The sequence below is a fragment of the Kitasatospora sp. NPDC041917 genome, from assembly GCF_055589745.1.
Genome location: NZ_JBVJBI010000007.1, coordinates 15311 through 32127, shown reverse-complemented (window position 1 = coordinate 32127; position 16817 = coordinate 15311). Strand labels below are relative to the sequence as shown.

At 74.9% G+C, this 16817-nt stretch carries 11 protein-coding genes; 2 read left to right on the top strand and 9 right to left on the bottom strand.

Annotation, left to right across the window (positions count from 1 at the left end):
* Positions 1–165: 165 nt before the first annotated feature.
* A complete protein-coding gene (locus tag ACZ6EM_RS10560) occupies positions 166–2433 on the bottom strand; it encodes an ATP-dependent DNA helicase UvrD2 (protein ID WP_465772241.1) in 2268 nt (755 codons plus the stop codon).
* A 164-nt stretch (positions 2434–2597) separates the two neighbouring features.
* Between ACZ6EM_RS10560 and ACZ6EM_RS10555 the strand changes: the two genes are divergently transcribed.
* Positions 2598–2855 carry a mycoredoxin gene (locus tag ACZ6EM_RS10555; RefSeq protein ID WP_030058313.1) on the top strand — a complete coding sequence of 86 codons (258 nt, stop codon included), beginning with the start codon at positions 2598–2600 and terminating at the stop codon, positions 2853–2855.
* Between the two features lie 58 nt (positions 2856–2913).
* Here the strand turns inward: ACZ6EM_RS10555 and ACZ6EM_RS10550 are convergent, their stop codons facing one another.
* From ACZ6EM_RS10550 to ACZ6EM_RS10525, 6 genes are all read right to left on the bottom strand, one after another.
* Positions 2914–3753 (bottom strand): GntR family transcriptional regulator, encoded by an 840-nt coding sequence (locus ACZ6EM_RS10550; protein ID WP_465772240.1) that lies wholly within the window; start codon positions 3751–3753, stop codon positions 2914–2916.
* Positions 3754–4092: 339 nt separating this feature from the next.
* On the bottom strand, positions 4093–5034 hold the full coding sequence (gene nudC / locus ACZ6EM_RS10545) for an NAD(+) diphosphatase (RefSeq protein ID WP_401053629.1): 942 nt from the start codon (positions 5032–5034) through the stop codon (positions 4093–4095).
* Between the two features lie 70 nt (positions 5035–5104).
* Complete coding sequence (locus ACZ6EM_RS10540; protein ID WP_401053630.1) at positions 5105–6508, bottom strand: dipeptidase; 1404 nt, start codon at positions 6506–6508, stop codon at positions 5105–5107.
* Positions 6509–6708: 200 nt separating this feature from the next.
* The gene (locus tag ACZ6EM_RS10535) at positions 6709–9567 is read right to left on the bottom strand and encodes an ABC transporter permease (RefSeq protein WP_401049443.1); all 2859 of its coding nucleotides are present in this window, start codon (positions 9565–9567) and stop codon (positions 6709–6711) included.
* Positions 9564–10328, bottom strand: a complete 765-nt coding sequence (locus ACZ6EM_RS10530) for an ABC transporter ATP-binding protein (protein ID WP_401049441.1) — start codon at positions 10326–10328, stop codon at positions 9564–9566. The genes ACZ6EM_RS10535 and ACZ6EM_RS10530 overlap by 4 nt, the downstream gene beginning before the upstream one ends.
* A gap of 71 nt (positions 10329–10399) precedes the next feature.
* On the bottom strand, positions 10400–11026 hold the full coding sequence (locus ACZ6EM_RS10525) for a PadR family transcriptional regulator (RefSeq protein WP_401049439.1): 627 nt from the start codon (positions 11024–11026) through the stop codon (positions 10400–10402).
* 79 nt (positions 11027–11105) lie between these two features.
* On the opposite strand from ACZ6EM_RS10525, the gene ACZ6EM_RS10520 reads away from it, so the two are divergent.
* Positions 11106–12077 (top strand): endonuclease/exonuclease/phosphatase family protein, encoded by a 972-nt coding sequence (locus ACZ6EM_RS10520; RefSeq protein ID WP_380539967.1) that lies wholly within the window; start codon positions 11106–11108, stop codon positions 12075–12077.
* A gap of 15 nt (positions 12078–12092) precedes the next feature.
* On the opposite strand, the gene ACZ6EM_RS10515 is transcribed toward ACZ6EM_RS10520, so the two are convergent.
* Together ACZ6EM_RS10515 and ACZ6EM_RS10510 are read right to left on the bottom strand one after the other, a co-directional pair.
* A complete protein-coding gene (locus ACZ6EM_RS10515) occupies positions 12093–13304 on the bottom strand; it encodes a PP2C family protein-serine/threonine phosphatase (protein ID WP_401049438.1) in 1212 nt (403 codons plus the stop codon).
* A gap of 191 nt (positions 13305–13495) precedes the next feature.
* Positions 13496–16762 carry a UvrD-helicase domain-containing protein gene (locus tag ACZ6EM_RS10510; RefSeq protein ID WP_465772239.1) on the bottom strand — a complete coding sequence of 1089 codons (3267 nt, stop codon included), beginning with the start codon at positions 16760–16762 and terminating at the stop codon, positions 13496–13498.
* Positions 16763–16817 lie beyond the last annotated feature (55 nt).

Here is a 16817-nt window from a genome sequence, read left to right as displayed (position 1 = left end):
TCAGCACAGGTTTCACCCCGTGCGACCGCGTCCCCTTGACCGCTCCGGCAGGCTATTGCGCTCCCGGTACGCGGCGCAAACTATTTTTCACGCGAGTTCTTCGGCACGTCACACAACGGGTTCCGAAACCCTCGAAGCGGCCTCCTGGACCACGCCCGGACCGGCTCAGGCCGGATCGTCCGAACCGCCGTCCTCGACGTCGTCCGGGTCCTCCTCGGGCTCCTCCCCCGCACACAACGAGAGCACGGCCGCCCCGTACTTGTCCAGCTTCAAGGCGCCGACCCCGGAGATGGCGGCCAGCTCCCCGCGGCCGGCGGGCACGTCCTCGGCGATCGCCATCAGCGTGGCGTCGGTGAACACCACGTAGGCCGGCGCGCCCTGCTTCTTCGCCTGCCGGGCCCGCCACTCGCGCAGCCGCTCGTACAGCCCCTCGTCCATCGTGGACGGGCAGCTCTCGCAGCGGCGCAGCTTGCGCTCGACGGCCTCGGTGAGCACCTTGTCGCAGACCCGGCACTTGACCGGTCCGCGGACCCGCCGCGCGGCGGAGCGCTCGCCGGGCTCGACGCCCCCTCGCCCGCCGCGCGCGCCGGTGCGCGCGCCGGGAGCGGTGGAGCCGGGGCGCAACCCGTCCAGGAAGCGGCTGGGCTTGCGGCTCGCCCGGCCGCCCGGGGAGCGGGAGAGCGCCCAGGAGAGGCTGAGGTGCTTGCGGGCGCGGGTGACGCCGACGTAGAGGAGGCGGCGCTCCTCCTCGACCTGCTCGTCGGTCTTGGCGTAGATGATCGGCAGGGTGCCCTCGGTGAGGCCGACCAGGAAGACGGCGTCCCATTCGAGGCCCTTGGCGGCGTGCAGCGAGGCGAGCGTGACGCCCTCGACGGCCGGGGCGTGCTGGGCCGCGGCGCGGGCGTCCAGCTCGGCGACGTAGGCCGAGAGGTCGGTGCCCTGGCCTGCCTCGGTACGGGTGCGCTCGAACTCCTCGGCCAGCCGGACGAGGGCGGCCAGCGACTCCCAGCGGTCCCGGACGGCGCCGGAGCCGGCCGGGGGCTCGGCGGTGAAGCCGCGGGTGGCCAGCACCGCGCGGACCTGGCCGGCCAGGTCGGGGGCGTCGTCGGTGAGCGGGTCGGAGGCGGCCCGGGCGGCGCCGCGCAGCAGCACGCCGGCGTCCCGGACCTCGGGGCGTTCGAAGAACCGTTCCGCGCCCTTGAGCTGGTAGGGGACGTTGAGGTCGGCGAGGGCCTGCTCGTAGACCTCGGACTGGCCGTTGGTGCGGAACAGCACCGCGATCTCGCTGGCGCGCACGCCGGCGGCGAGCAGCTCCTTGATCCGGCGGGCGGTGGTCTCGGCCTCGGTGGGCTCGTCCTCGTACTCGGTGTAGACCGGTTCGGGGCCGGCCTCGCGCTGGGAGACGAGCTCCAGGCGGTGCCGGGCGGCCTCGCCGCGGGCCTGGGAGAGCAGCCCGTTGGCGAGGTGGACGACCTGGGGGGTGGAGCGGTAGTCGCGGACCAGCTTGACCACCGTCGCCCCGGGGTGCCGGCTGCGGAAGTTGAGCAGGTAGTCGGGCGTGGCGCCGGTGAAGGAGTAGATGGTCTGGCTGGCGTCGCCGACGACGCAGAGGCTGGCGCCGCCGTCCGGGCCGGTCCACCGGTCGAGCAGGCGCTGCTGGAGCGGGGAGACGTCCTGGTACTCGTCGACGGTGAAGTGCCGGTACTGGGAGCGGACCTGGTCGGCGATGTCCGGGCGGTCCTCCAGGATCGCGGCGGTGAGCAGCAGGACGTCCTCGAAGTCCATGCTGCCGCGGCGGCTCTTGGCCTCCTCGTAGACGCGGTAGACCTGGGCGGTCTCGGCCGGGTCGCGGGGGGCCTCGCGGCCGGACTTGGCGACGGCCACCGGGTAGTCCTCCGGGGCGATCTGGGTGACCTTGGCCCATTCGATCTCGGCGGTGAGGTCGCGCAGTTCGGTGCGCTGGACGCGCAGGCCGCAGCGGCCGGCCGCCTCGGCCACCAGCTGGACCTTGCGTTCCAGGAGCTGGGGCACGGGGCCGCCGACGGCGCGCGGCCAGAAGTACTGGAGCTGGCGCAGCGCGGCGGCGTGGAAGGTGCGGGCCTGGACGCCCTCGGCGCCGAGCTGGCGCAGCCGGCCGCGCATCTCGCCGGCCGCGCGGGCGGTGAAGGTCACGGCGAGGACCTGCTGGGGGTGGTAGACGCCGCTGCTCACGCCGTAGGCGATCCGGTGGGTGATGGCGCGGGTCTTGCCGGTGCCGGCGCCGGCCAGGACGCAGACCGGGCCCTGCAGGGCGGTGGCGACGGCGCGCTGCTCGGGGTCGAGCCCGGCGAGCACGGCGTCCGGGCCCGTCGCGGCGCCGGGGTCGGCCCAGGGGGAGCCGTGGGGGCCGTCGTAGGGGCTGCCGCTCAAGAGGTCTTCCTGCATGCGTTCCATCCTCTCAGCCCGGTGGGACATCGCGGAGGGGGTTGTCCACAGGCCCGGTGCGATCGCAGGATGATCGCCCCGTACGACGGTCGACGGCATACCGGAATGCCCGCCGCCCGGTGGACGTTGCCTCCGGAGACCGTACGCACCTCTCTTTCGAAGGAGCCCCCTCGATGTCCGGCACCGTGACGATGTACAGCACGACCTGGTGTGGGTACTGCAACCGACTCAAGAGCCAGCTGGAGCGCGAAGGCATCGGCTACACCGAGATCAACATCGAGGAGGACCCGGCGTCGGCGTCCTTCGTCGAGTCGGTGAACAACGGCAACCAGACCGTTCCGACGGTGCTGGTGACGCCGGCCGGCGGCGGCGAGCGCGTCGTCATGACGAACCCGAGCCTGCTGCAGGTCAAGAAGGCCCTGGCGGCCTGAGTCCGCCGGGTCCGGCCCGGGCCGCCCGGGCCGCCCGGGCCGCCGGGGCCGGCGCGCGTCACGGCGCGTCGGCCCGGGCCGGGTCGACGGGCGCGGCGGGGGCGGGCAGGGTGGTGCGGGCGCCGAGGTCGCCCACGCCGTAGACGAGCCGGCTGCGGTCGGCCGAGTAGCGGGTCTCGATGACCCGGACGGGCCCGCGCCGGTCGTAGGTGACGCGGGTCTGCACCATCAGCGGCACCCCGGGGCCGCCCTGGAACCACTGGGCCTCCTCGGGGCCGGGCATCCGCGCGACCAGGTGGTCCACGGCCCCGATCTCGGTGCGTCCGAGGGTGGCGAGCACCGCCTCGTCGCCGCCCTCGACGGGGTCGGGCTCCATCAGCGGGGTGCCGGCGGCGAGGCCGGCCCGGTAGTGGCTCTCCTCGATGGAGTACGGCTCGCGGTCGAGCAGCCGCAGCTGGCGGCGGACCACGATGGCCTCGCCGGGGCGCAGTCCGAGCCGTTCGGCAATGTCCACCCTGGCCCGGACGATCATCATCTCGAAGTCGGTGCCGAGCTCCCGTCCGGCCCCGGCGGCCTCGCCGAGGTAGACGGCGGAGGGCGCGGCGAGGCAGTCGCGCGGCGCGGGGGTCAGGCCGGGCCCGTAGGCGCGGTGGTCCAGGACGGGGTGTTCGCGCAGGTAGGTGCCCTTGCCCTGGAGGCGGACCAGGCGGCCCTCGTTGACCAGGACGTCGACGGCGAGCCGGACGGTGTTGCGGGCGACGCCGTACTGGCGCTCCAGTTCGCTCTCGACCGGCAGGGCCGCGTCGGCGGTGAACTCGCCCTCGGCGATCCGGCGGCGCAGGTCGGCGGCGAGGCGCTGGTATTTGGGGGATTGGGCGGTGCCCCGGGGGATTGTCACCCTCGTGAATGTAGCGAGCACGGCGAGCCGGTTTCAGCCGTTTCCGGCAATATCGTCCGCGCGGGTTGACTTCGGAGCCCTGCGAGCCCCTCCCGGTAGCAGAACTGGCCCGTCCGGATACGAACAGCTGGTCGTGGCGAATTCGGGAAGGGATTGCGGAGTAAAAGGGGGGCGCGCGGAATTCTCCACGCGCCCCCCTTCGCCCGGGCACCATTCGGGCGGGCCGCTTTCGGGCCGACCACTTCGTACGGGCCGCTTTCGGGCGGACCGCTTCGGGCGGACCGCTTCGGGCGGACCGCTTCGGCCGGACCGCTTCGGCCGGACCGCTTTACCGCAGGGCTACCAGCGAGCCGCCGAGGGCAGCGGCTCCCCGTACCAGAGCTCGACCAGGTGCCGGGCGATCGAGATGCCGGACGGCGGCAGGATCTCGCCCGCCTCCATCCCGGCCCGCAGCTCCTCGCGGGAGAACCAGCGCGCCTCGGCCAGCTCCTCGCCGTCCACGGTGATCTCGGTGCCGCCGGGCAGCGCCCGGCCCAGGAAGCCGAGCATCAGGCTGGACGGGAACGGCCAGGGCTGGCTGGCGACGTAGCGCACCTCGCCGACCCGCACGCCCGCCTCCTCCTGCACCTCGCGGGCCACCGCCTGCTCGATCGACTCCCCCGGCTCGACGAAGCCGGCCAGCGTGGACCAGCGGCCCTCCGGCCACAGCGCCTGGCGGCCGAGCAGGCAGCGGTCCTGCTCGTCGGTGATCACCATGATCACCGCCGGGTCGGTGCGCGGGTAGTGCTCGGCCGCGCAGGAGGTGCAGCGCCGCACGTGCCCGGCGCCGGCCTTCTCGGTCGGGTGCCCGCAGCGCGAGCAGAAGCTGTGCAGCCGGTGCCAGTGCTCCAGCGCCACCGCGTGCACCAGCAGCCCGGCGTCCCGGTCGGACAGCAGCCCGCCGACCTCGCGCAGCCCGGCCGGGCGGGCGTCGCCGTCCAGGCGCCCGGGCAGACTCTCGCCGGCCAGCGCGAAGTACGAGACGCCGTCCTCGTCGGTGCCCAGGAAGTACCGGTCGCCGGTCTGCGGCGCCTCGAAGGAGGGCATCAGCACGAGCTCGGTGCCCTCCGCGGTGTCGACCACGAACGCCTCGCCGCCCGCGATCGGCAGGACCCGGGTGCTCGGGTGGCTCCAGGCCGCCGCCAGCCAGGGCTCGTCGAGGCGGTGCTCGGCCGCCCGGTCCACCCCGGACCGGGCCAGTGCCAGGTGCAGCGGGCGCTCGGTCTCAGGCACGGTGCTCACGTCTGTTCCATCCCCACGTGGTGAATCATCCGGATGAGTGATCTGGCTGCCATGGTGCTCGATCCCGGGGTCATGCCCCCGGCCGGAAGTTCTCCGCCAGGTCGCCCCAGAGGTACGCGGCGGTCTCCACACCCTTGGCCAGCAGGTCCAGCTCGACCTTCTCGTTGACCGAGTGCCAGCCGTCCGAGGGCACCGAGATGCCGAGGAACAGCACCGGCGCGCCCAGCACGTCCTGGAGGTCGGCGGCGGGGCCGGAGCCGCCCTCGCGGGTGAAGAGGATCTTCTGGCCGAAGGCCCGCCCCATCGCCCGGACGGTGGACCGGAGCGCCGGGTGGTCCAGCGGGGTCAGGCAGGGCCGGGTCGCGCCGGGGAAGACCAGGTCGTACCGGACGCCCGCGGGCACCCGCTCGGCCACCCAGGCCCGCACCGCCTCGCGGACCTTCTCCACCTCCTGTCCGGCGACCAGCCGGAAGGACAGCTTGAGGTGCGCCGAGGCGGGGACGATGGTCTTGCCGCCGGGGCCGGTGTAGCCGCCCCAGATGCCGTTGACCTCGGCGGTCGGGCGGGCCCAGATCCGCTCCAGGGTGGAGTAGCCGGCCTCGCCGCGGGTGCCGTACGACTTGGCGACCCGCAGCCACTGCTCCTCGTCGAAGGGCAGCTCGGCGAACAGCTCGCGCTCCGTCCCGGTCAGCTCGACGACGCCGTCGTAGAACCCCGGGATCGCGACCTTGCGGTCGGCGTCGTGCAGGCCGGCGGCCAGCTCCGCCGCGACCTGGGCCGGGTTGGGGACGGCGCCGCCGAAGGACCCGGAGTGGATGTCGGTGTCCGGCCCGTACAGGTCGATCTGGGCGTCGGCCAGGCCGCGCATGCCGGTGCAGACGGTCGGCGTGGTAGCGGACCACATGCCGGTGTCCGAGATGACCACCACATCGGCGGCCAGCCGTCCGGCCTCGCGCCGGACCAGCTCGGCGAAGTTCGGCGAGCCGGACTCCTCCTCGCCCTCGATCAGCAGCTTGAGGTTGACGGCCGGCGCGGTGCGGCCGGTGGCGGCCAGGTGGGCGCGCACGCCCAGGGTGTGGAAGAACACCTGGCCCTTGTCGTCGGCGGCGCCGCGCGCGTACAGCCGGCCGTCGACCACGGTCGGGGTGAACGGCTCGGTCTCCCAGCCGTCCTCCCGCGCCGCGGGCTGCACGTCGTGGTGCCCGTAGACCAGGACGGTCGGCGCGGACGGGTCCCCGGAGGGCCACTCGGCGAACACCGCGGGCAGGCCTTCGGTCTCCCACACCTCGGTCACCGGGAAGCCGGTCTCGCCGAGCTTGGCGGCCAGCCACTCGGCCGAGCGCCGCACGTCGCCGGCCCGGTCCGGATCGGCCGAGACCGAGGGGATGGCCAGCCACTCGGCGAGGTCGGCGAGGAAGGCGGCCTGGTGCCGGTCGATGTAGGAGCGGACGGCGCTGTCCGGGGTTCTCGTCATACCGACGACTGTAGTTCGCCCGTGCGGGTGCCCGCCCCGGCCGTCCGGCTGCCGGGCGCCGTCAGGGCTGTAACCTCCGTCACCCCCGCCGCGACGAAGACGCGGACGGGGGTGACGCGGACGGGGGCGGGGCGAGCGGGCGCGGGGCCCGGGACCGACGCGGGCCCCGGGGCGGCCCAGGCCCCGGGGCGGCGCGGGCCTCAGCCCGAGCGGCGCAGCAGGGTGATCCGCGAGCGGGTCATCAGCGCCGCGAGCCCGGCCGCGAGCACCGGCAGCAGCAGCACGGTGGCGGCGATGGTGGGCCACGGGAAGACCAGGGCCGCCTTGCTGGCGATCTCCTCGGGGCTCATGCCGGGGTAGCTGCTCGCCGCGGCCTCGACCTTGCGCAGCGCCACTCCCGGCACCACGCCGCAGACCACGCCGAGCAGGGCGCCCATCGCGGCGATCACCCCGCACTGGAAGCCGGAAAGCGAGCGCCGGATGCGGGGCTCGGCGCCGACCGCCGCGAGGGTGGTCAGATCGCGCTGGGAGTCGGCGGCGGCCAGTCCGGTGGCGATGCCGGCCGCGCCGAGGGCGACGATGCCGGCGAAGACGTTCAGACCGAACTGGATCAGCCCGGCCGGGGACTCGTAGCCGCGCTCGATCTTGAGCACGTCGTGGTCGACGAGCTTGGCCAGCGCGCCGTCGGCCTTCTGCTGGGCGGTGTCCGAGGGCATGGCGCCGGGCAGCCAGACGGAGCCGGCCGGGGCGGTGGAGAAGCCGAGCCGGGTGGCGGTGTCCTGGGTGACCACGGCCTGGGCCGAGGCGGGCAGCGCGGGCTCGGCGAGGACGGCGTCCACGGTGATCTCGGTGATGACGGGCTTGCTCGCGGGGCCGTTCCCGCTGCCGGTCACCGGACTGCTGTACCGGAGGATCGCCTTGCCGTCCTTGAGGTAGCGGGCGTCGAAGACCACGGCCTTGCCGGCGGCGAGGGCCCGGCCCGGGGCCGGGTCGGTGACGCCGAAGAGGTTGTGCAGCAGGGTGGCGTCCCCGGCCGTGACCGCGCTGAACTGGTTGTTGCGGCGGTGGTCCCTCTGGCAGCGCTTGTCGGTGCTCATGACATGCTCGCTCTCGGCCAGCGAGAGGGTGTCGCCCGTGTCCATGAGCGGGCAGCGGTCCTCCTTGGGCAGCTCGACGCTGACGTAGCCGCAGTAGCTGCCCTCGGAGCAGTCGACCTTCGGCTGGACGCGCCGGACGTCGGCGCGCGGGCCGAGGTCGGGGATGCTGCGTTCGACGGCCTCGCGCATCTGCGGCAGCAGCTTGGCGTCGGACAGCCAGCCGTTGCCGAGGATGACGGCCCCGGACGGACCGGAGGCGGTGTACTCCAGCCGGTACTGCTCCTCGAAGCTGGCGATGTAGACGCTGACGGCAACGGAGCCGGCGACGGCGGCCATCACGGCGGCCACCGCGGGCGCGGTGCGGCCGCGGTGGCGCACCGAGTCGCGCAGGGCGAGCCGGGGGCCGAGCGGGAGCCAGCGGCCGAGCCGGCCGAACAGGCCGACCAGGTAGGGCACGAGGGCGACCATGCCGAGCTCGGCGAGGGCCGAGCCGCCGAGGACGGCGAAGCTGCGGTTGCCGACGCCGCTGGTGGCACCGGCCAGGGCGAGGGCCGCGCCGCCGCCGAGTGTCAGCAGTCCCGCGACGGCGAGCCTGCGGCTCGGCGGCTTGAGGGTGTCGCGGCCGGTGAGCGCGGCGACGACGTCCTGCCGGGAGGCCTGGACGGCGGGGACGACGGCGGCCAGCAGGCCGGTGACGAGCCCGACCATGAGGACGCCGAGCAGGTCGAGCGGCGGCAGGGCGAAGTGGGCGAAGCGCTGGCCGGAGCGCTCCTCGGCGGCGGTGCGCAGCAGGGCGACCAGGCCGATGCCGAGGCCCAGGCCGATCACGGCGCCGGTGATGCCGAGGACGATGCCGCCGCCGAGCACGACCGCGCGGACGTTGGCGCGCTCACCGCCGGCGGCGGCGAGCAGCCCGAGCTGCCGCCGGGAGCGCCGGGCGCCGACGGCGAAGGCGGGGCCCGCGAGGAGGACGATCTCCAGCAGGGCCATGCCGACGACGGTGGCGAGGATGACGATGTCGGTCCGGTTGAAGTAGCTGGGGCCGCTGCCGTCATGCTTCTGCTCGACGAAGTACGGGACGTCGGCACTGGCCGGCGGGTCGGCCAGCACGGCGCGCGAGGTCACCTGGAAGCCGTACTCGTTGAACTCCTTGACCTTCTGCCAGTCGATCGAGGCCCCGGCCGGGAGCTTGACCAGCCAGCGGGTGGTCTCGCCGGGGTCCTCGGTCGAGGCGTCGGAGCCGCCCGACGGCTTGGGGAGGCGGTCGAGCACGGTGCCGGGGCGGGCGGTGAGCTCGGTGGCCCGCAGTTCGCCGGGGTACTCGTAGACGCCGGTGATGGTGAAGGGGCTGTTCTCCAGACCGCGGACGGCGGTCCTGTCGCCGATCCTGAGCCCGGAGCGCTTGAGGAAGTCCCGGGTGACGGCGGCCTCGGTGTCGGCGGTGGGGGCCCGGCCCTGGAGGAGGTCGATCCGGCCCCGCCAGACCGGGTCGGCCAGGTCGGCCTCGCCGACCCGGGTGCTGATCAGGCCCTCGGAGCTGCTCGCGGCGGTGAACGGGCCGGAGAGCTCGGGCACCAGGGTGGCGCCGGCCGGGAGGAGTTGGCGGGCCAGCTCGTCGGGTGCGGTGTCGAGGGAGCGCTGCTGCGCGGGGGTGTACGTGGGGGCTTCGCCGGCCTTGGCGTCGTCCTTGGGGCTCTGGATGGTGAGCCCCTTCTCGGGGTCGGGCGCCTGCTTGACGGAGGAGCCGCGTTCGACGATGTGCACTTCGCCGACCGCCTGGCCCATGACCCGCGTCGCGTGTTCGGCGGGGGTGAGCTCGGCGCTGCGGAAGACCACGTCGGCGCCGGTGACGCCGAGGACGGGCAGGGCGACCATGGCGATGACGAGGGCGCTGCGGCCCTTGGCGCGCAGGGCGTCGCGGCGGGCGATGCGCAGGGCCACCCGCCAGGCGCTGAGCTTCACTCGTCCACCTTCAGGCTGTTGGTGGCGGCGCTGACGAGCAGGCTGGCGGCGTCCTGGCTGACGGATTCGTCGACCATCCGGCCGTCGCGCAGGAAGACGACCCGGTCGGCCCAGGCGGCGTGCCGGGCCTCGTGGGTGACCATCATGGCGGCGGCGCCGGCGTCGCAGCGGGCGCGCAGGACGGCGAGGACGGCCTCGCCGGTGGTGGAGTCGAGGGCGCCGGTGGGTTCGTCGGCGAGGACCAGGCGGCGGTCGCCGATCAGGGCGCGGGCGATGGCGACGCGCTGCTGCTGACCGCCGGACATGTCGTCGGGGAAGCGGTCGGCGAGTTCGGGGATGCCGAGCTCCTCCAGGGCGGCGAGGGCCTCGCGGCGGGCGGCGCGGGTGGACAGCCCGTCGAGTTCGCGCGGCAGCGAGATGTTCTCGGCGGCGGTGAGCGCCGGTATCAGGTTGTAGTCCTGGAAGACGTAGCCGACGGAGCGGCGGCGGACCCGGGCGAGCTTCTTGCGGTCGAGCTCGCCCAGGGCGACGCCCTCGACCAGGACCCGGCCGCCGCTCGGGGTGTCCAGGCCGCCGGCCAGGGTGAGCAGGGTCGACTTGCCGGAGCCCGAGGGGCCCATGACGGCGACGAACTCGCCGGGGTGGACCTTGAGGTCGACGCCGCGCAGGGCCTGGACCTCGGCGGCGCCGTGGCCGTGGACGCGGGTGACGTTCTCCAGGTGGAGCACCGGCGTCGGCCGGGCCTCTTGGGTGTGGGACATGGATTCCCCCCTCGTACTGGGTGTGCGCTCGGCGTCGGGGCCGAGCATGGTGGTTCGGTTGCCGCGGGGGCTCAGGCGCGCAGGCGGCGCCCGCGCTTGGCGGGCGCGGCGCCGTCGCGGGCGGCCTCGGCGGTGCGGGTCTGCAGGAGTTCGGCCTGCTGGGCGAGCCGGGTCTCGCAGTGGTCGAGCCAGCGGATCTCGGCTTCGGTCTGGAAGATGAGCTGGTCGAGGACGAGCAGCCAGGCCAGGTCGTTACTGGCGGAGGGCGTGGCGCCGGGGCGCTTCTCCCCCGCGAGGGCGCGGCCCTTGAGCCGGGTGTAGTCCTGGAGCGCCTTGATGCTGTGCCGGCGCTGGCCCTGGACGACGGCGGAGACGTCGACCCCGGGGACGGTCACCGCCATGGCGAGCTTGATCGCCAGTTCGTCGCGCGGGGGGTTGGTCCGGGGCACCGGGGTGTCGAACCAGGTCCGCAGCTCTTCCCGGCCCGCGTCGGTGGCGGCGTAGAACTGGTGGCCCTCGTCGTCCTCCCCCGCGGGCTCGACCAGCCCGTCGCGCTCCAGCCGCGACAACGTGGTGTAGACCTGCCCGACGTTGAGCGGCCAGGTGGCGCCGGTGCGCGCCTCGAACTCGGTGCGCAGCTGGTAGCCGTAGCGAGGGCCCTGGTCGAGCAGGGCGAGCAGACCGTGACGGATGGACATACCGAGTATGTATACCCGGTATGCCCTACCGTCTCAAGCCGCGCCCACCCGGTCGGGGGAGCGGGTACCGTCGTGCGGTGTGAGCCACTTGCGCATCGCCACCTTCAACCTCCTGCACGGCCAGCCGCTCGCCCCGGACGGCGCCCCGCGGCCCTACCCGTCCGACGCCGGCGAACCGTTGGCCGAGGCGGTGGCCGCACTGGACGCCGACGTGCTGGCGCTCCAGGAGGTCGACCGGTACCAGGCGCGCTCCGGCGGCACCGACCAGGCGGCGGTGGCGGCCGCGGCCATGGGCGCCAAGGACTGGCGCTTCGCCGCCGCCCTGCACGGCCGCCCGGCGCCGGTCGCGGGCTGGGTGCCGGAGCCGTCCGGACCGGGCGGCCTGCGGGTGTACGGGCCCGGCGAGATGGGCGACGGCGCCCCGCCCTCGTACGGGACGGCGCTGCTGACGCGGCTCCCGGTGCGGCACTGGCGGGCCCGGCGGTTCGCCCCGGCGCCGTTCGGGCTGCCGCTGCGGGTGGCCGGGCGGCGCGGGCTGACCCCGGTGCCGGACGAGCCGCGGGCGGCGCTGGCGGCCGTCCTGGAGGGCGACCGCGGGCCGTTCACCGTGGTGGCGGCGCACCTGTCCTTCGTCCCCGGCTGGAACATGGCGCAGCTGGCCGGCATCCGGCGCTGGATCGCCGACCTGCCGCAGCCGTACCTGGTACTGGGCGACTTCAACCTGGTCGGCGCCGTGCCCCGCACGGTGCTCGGCGGGGCGACGGCGCTGGAGCGCACCGCGCCGCGGGTGCGGGTGCGCGAGCTGCGGGCGGCGCGGCGGGCCCGGCCGGCCCTGACCGAGGCGCGCCGGCGCCGGGTGCGCGAGCCGCGCCCCCGCCTGCAGGGCTGGTACGACCTGGCGCGCACGCCGACCTACCCCTCGCACCGGCCCGCGGTGCAGTTCGACCACGTGCTGGGGATCGGTGTGCCGCGCACGGCGGTCGGGCCGGCGGCGGCGCCGCGCGCGACGGTGTCGGACCACCGCCCGCTGCTGGTCGAGGTGTCGCTGTAGGGCGGCCCCGGACGCCTACTGGCGCGCCAGGACCCCGGCCTGCTGCGGGAGGTGGACGGTGGTGGCGGCCCGGGGCTCCCCCGGCCCGAGCGCGTGCGGGGGGTCGAACTGGAGCAGCAGCATGGCCGCGTCGTCGCCGAGCTGGCGCCCGACGTGGCGCACCACGTCCTCGTGCAGCCGCTGCAGGACGTCGGCCGGGCGGCCGGCCGCGCAGTGCGGGAAGCGTTCGGCGAGCGGGTAGAAGACGCCCGCGCGGTCGCGGGCCTCGATCACGCCGTCGGTGAACAGCAGCACCCGGTCGTCGCCCTGGAGCAGCAGCCGGTGCACCGGCGGTCGGACGTCGACCGGGTCGAGGACGCCCAGCGGCGGTACGGTCTCGGCGAGTTCGAGCGGCCGGACCTCCCCGCCGCGCAGCAGCAGCGGGGCCGGATGACCGCAGTTGACGATCTCCGCGGCGCCGTCGGGCCCGACGCCGATCAGCACCAGGGTGACGAACTCCTCCTCCACGCCCGGGTGGTCGTTCTCGTGCAGGGCGCGGTCGAGGCTGACGGCCAGCCAGCCGGCCACCCGGTCCAGGGCGGCCTCCTGGTGGGCGGCCTCGCGGAAGGCCCCGAGCACGGCGGCGGCCGTCTCCACCGCGCCGAGGCCCTTGCCGCGCACGTCCCCGACCACCGCCCGCACCCCGTGCCGGGTGTTGACCACCTCGTAGAGGTCGCCGCCGATCCGGGCGTGCGCGGCGGCGGCCTCGTAGTGGACGGCCGCCCGGACGGTGCCGACCCGCTCGGGGACGGGCCGCAGCAGCACCCGGCGGGCGATCGAGGCGACCAGCTGGGCGTCGGCCAGCGCCCGTTCCTGGCGCAGCCTCAGGGTGGCGCTGACCCAGCCGATCGCGGCGACGAGCAGGATCGCGAAGACGCTGGCGGCGTGCACGGACTCGCCGAGCGTGTCGCTGCGGAAGGCCATCAGGAAGGCCGCCGCCTCGGTGCCCAGACCGATGGCGAGCGGGTACCAGGTTCGGCGGCTGACCACGGCGGCCAGCGCGGGTACGGCGGTGAGGGCCGGTTCGACCGTCACCTCGGTGCCGCTGAGGTAGTCGAGGGCGACGATCAGCACCATGCCGAGGAACGGCAGCGCCAGCGCCGTCCTCGGCCAGGTGCCGGTCGCGCGCGGAGCGGGCCCCGGTGTCGGCCCGGTGAACCGCTCTCTGATCCATCCGGTCGCGCTCAACTTCGGTCTCTCCAGCAGAAGACGCCGATGCCCGAGGGCACCTGCGGTGATGACTGAGGGTCAGGGAATGCGGGCCTCGCTGGCGGCCGGAGTACGGGGGTTGACCGGTTACCGACCCCACAATAGGCGCGAAACGTGCATGACGCACAGGTTTCGGGCACTGGCATGATGACTTGGATGCTCTGCGTGACTCAATAGTCACTGTTCCCGATCAGGAGCCGTTCCAACTCTTTTCGGTCGGGAAGTCCTGCCGGACGGACGATCCGGCCACTGCGGACGTACAGGAACGACGCCGTGACCTGCTCGGGATCGACGCCCGCGTGCTCGGCCCAGGCCAGCCGGTAGACCGCGAGCTGCAACGGGTCGGCGGTCTCCTCCCGATGGGTTTTCCAGTCCACCACTTCGTAGCGTGACGCACCACCGGATTCCGACAACGCGTCATCCTCCCGGTAGACCGCGTCGATCCGTCCCCGCACCACCCGACCCGCCAGCACCAGCTGGAACGGCACCTCCACCCGGTGGGGCTTGCGCCGGGCGTACGGGGTGCGCAGGAACGCCTCCTTGAGCCGCTCCAGGTCCTGCTCGTCCTCGATGCCGTCGTCGTCGGCGCCGGGCAGCGCACCGGGCTCGACCAGCAGCAGCGGCTCGATCCGGGACTGCACCCAGGCGTGGAAGCGGGTGCCGCGCCGGGCCGCCGGCTGCGGGGGGCGCGGCATCGGGCGGGCCAGTTCGTGCGCGAAGCCGTCCGGGTCCGCGGCCAGCCGCAGCAGCTGGGTGGCGGACAGCGCGGCGGGCAGCGGCACGTCCCGCGCGGTGCGCCGGGACCGCTCCAACTCGCCCAGCAGCGCCGTCAGATCGCGGTCCCAGGAGGCGACCTGACGCTGGTCCTCGGGGGCCGTCTCCTCGGCTTCGGGGGCGGGCGCCCCCGCCACCCGGGCGCGCACCACCCCGGCGACCCGGCGGCGGGCGTGCTGGGCGGCCGGGTCCAGCGGCAGCGGCCAGGGGCGCTCGACCGGGGCGGCCAGCGCCGGGTTCTCGGCGCCCTTCTCCGGCTGCTCGGCCCAGTGCTCGACCTCGCCCGCGCCGGGCCGCTCGCAGTGCTCGCGCAGCCGCTCCAGGAAGGCGGACGGGCCGCGGACGGTCTTCTGGCTCGGCCCCCACCAGTGCCCGGAGGCCAGCAGCAGCGACCTGGGCCGGGTGAACGCCACGTAGCCCAGGCGCAGTTCCTCGACGCCGGAGTGCTCGGCCAGCTCCTTCTTGAACGCCGCCATCGACTTCCCGTTCCACCCGCCGCGCACGTCGGGCAGAGTTTCGGCGTCGCCGCGCAGGGCGTGCGGGAGCACCCGCTTGGTGCTCGTCCAGCGTTCGCGCGGGCTCGACGACGGGAATGCGCCCCGCACCAGACCGGGGACGGCCACCACGTCCCACTCCAGGCCCTTGGACTTGTGCGCGGTGAGCACCTTCACGGTGTCCTCGCCGCCGGGCAGGCTGCTGTCCAGGCCGCGGTCGTACTCCTGGGCGGCGCGCAGGAAGCCGAGGAAGGCGGCCAGGCCCGGGTCGCCGTCGAGGTCGGCGAAGGAGGCGGCGACGTCCAGGAAGGCGTACAGGGTCTCCCGCCGCCGGGCGGCCAGGGCCTGCGGGGAGGCGGCGAGTTCGACCTCCAGACCGGTGACGGACAGCACCCGGTGCAGCACGTCCATCAGCGGGTCGGCGAGCGAGCGCCGCAGTTCGCGCAGCTCGACGGCGAGCCGGGCGAAGCGCACCCGGGCCTCGGCGGAGAACGGCAGCTCGTCCGGCTTCCCGTCCTCACCGGCCGAGGGGTCCAGGAAGGTCTCCACCGCGTCGGCCAGCGAGACCACCTCGGTCGGATCGGCCTCGGCGACCGCCGCGGCCAGCGCCTCGACGCCCTCCGGCCGGTCGGTGCGCACCAGGTCGGCGGCCCGGCGGCCGAGCAGCGCGAGGTCGCGCGGGCCGATCCGCCAGCGCGGGCCGATCAGCAGGCGCACCAGCGCCGCGTTGGCGGTCGGGTCCTGCAGCACCTCGCAGACCGCCACCAGGTCGGCCACCTCGGGCAGCTGCAGCAGCCCGCCCAGGCCCACCACCTCGACCGGCACCTCCCGGGCGACCAGCGCGGCGTGGATGTCCGGGAAGGCCGCGCCGCCGCGGCACAGCACGGCGATCCGGCCGGGCGCGGTGCCGGTGCGCACCAGGTGCGCGATCGAGTCGGCCAGCCAGTCGACCTCCTCGGCGTGGGTGGGCAGCAGCGCCGCCCGCACGAAGCCGTCCCGCTCGGCGCCGGGGGCCGGGCGCAGCGCCTCCACGCCCTCGTGCATCTCCCGCAGCGGGGCGGCGAGTTCGTTGGCGAAGGCGAGCAGCCGGCCGCCGCTGCGGCGGTTCTCGCTGAGCGCGTAGCGGGCGGCGGGGCGGCCGTCGGCCTTCGGGAAGTGCCGGGGGAACTCGTCGAGGTTGGCCACGGAGGCGCCGCGCCAGCCGTAGATCGCCTGACAGGGGTCGCCGACGGCGGTCACCGGGTGACCGCCGCCGGTGCGGGCGCCGTCGGAGGGGGCGCCGAACAGGCCCGCGAGCATCAGCCGCTGGGCGACCGAGGTGTCCTGGTACTCGTCCAGCAGCACCACCTTGAACTGGTCGCGCAGCAGCTCCCCGACCTCCGGGCGCTGCTGGGCCAGGCGGGCGGCGGCGGCGATCTGGTCGCCGAAGTCCATCAGCCCGGCGGAGCGCTTGCGGCGCCGGTAGTCCTCGACGAGGCGCAGCAGCTCCAGCCGGGCCCGGGCGGTGACCGGGACGGCCCGCAGGTCGTCGTTGGTCAGCTTGACGGTGGCGAGGGTGTCCAGCAGCCGCTCGTCGAACTCGCGCAGGGTCTGCGGCTCGACCAGGTGCTCGGCGAGTTCGCCGTCCAGCGCGGCCAGGTCGGCGACCAGGTTGGAGAAGGTGCCGGTGAGGGCGGGGAACGGGCCGCGGGCGGTGCGCAGCACCTTGGCGGCGAGCTGGAAGCGGGTGGCGTCGGCGAGCAGCCGGACGTCCGGCTCGATGCCGATCCGCAGGCCGTGCTCCTTGAGCAGGCGCCCGGCGAAGGCGTGGTAGGTGGAGATCTCCGGGTCGCCGAGCGGCTCGGCGGCGGCCCGGTCGGCCGCCCTCCCCCAGTCCTCGTCCACGGGTGCCCCCTGCCCGCCGAGACGCAGCGAGGCCCGCACGCGCTCGGAGAGCTCGCCGGCGGCCTTGTTGGTGAAGGTGAGGCCGAGCACCTCCTCGGGCCGTACGGCACCGGAGCCGACCAGCCAGACCACGCGGGCGGCCATCACCGTGGTCTTGCCGGAGCCGGCGCCGGCCACGATCACGGCCGGTTCCAGGGGGGCGCCGATGGCCGCCATCTGCTCCCGGTTGAACGGGATCCCCAGCAGCTCCTTGAGCTGGTCGGGATGGCTGAGCACGGCGGTCACCCCGCAACCGTAACCGGAGCGACGGACAAACCCCGCCCGGCCGTTCCCCGCCCGC

Coding starts and splice junctions, on each gene's coding strand:
- ACZ6EM_RS10560 (WP_465772241.1), bottom strand. CDS start 2,433: ATGGAACGCATGCAGGAAGACCTCTTGAGCGGCAGCCCCTACGACGGC.
- ACZ6EM_RS10555 (WP_030058313.1), top strand. CDS start 2,598: ATGTCCGGCACCGTGACGATGTACAGCACGACCTGGTGTGGGTACTGC.
- ACZ6EM_RS10540 (WP_401053630.1), bottom strand. CDS start 6,508: ATGACGAGAACCCCGGACAGCGCCGTCCGCTCCTACATCGACCGGCAC.
- ACZ6EM_RS10530 (WP_401049441.1), bottom strand. CDS start 10,328: ATGTCCCACACCCAAGAGGCCCGGCCGACGCCGGTGCTCCACCTGGAG.
- ACZ6EM_RS10525 (WP_401049439.1), bottom strand. CDS start 11,026: ATGTCCATCCGTCACGGTCTGCTCGCCCTGCTCGACCAGGGCCCTCGC.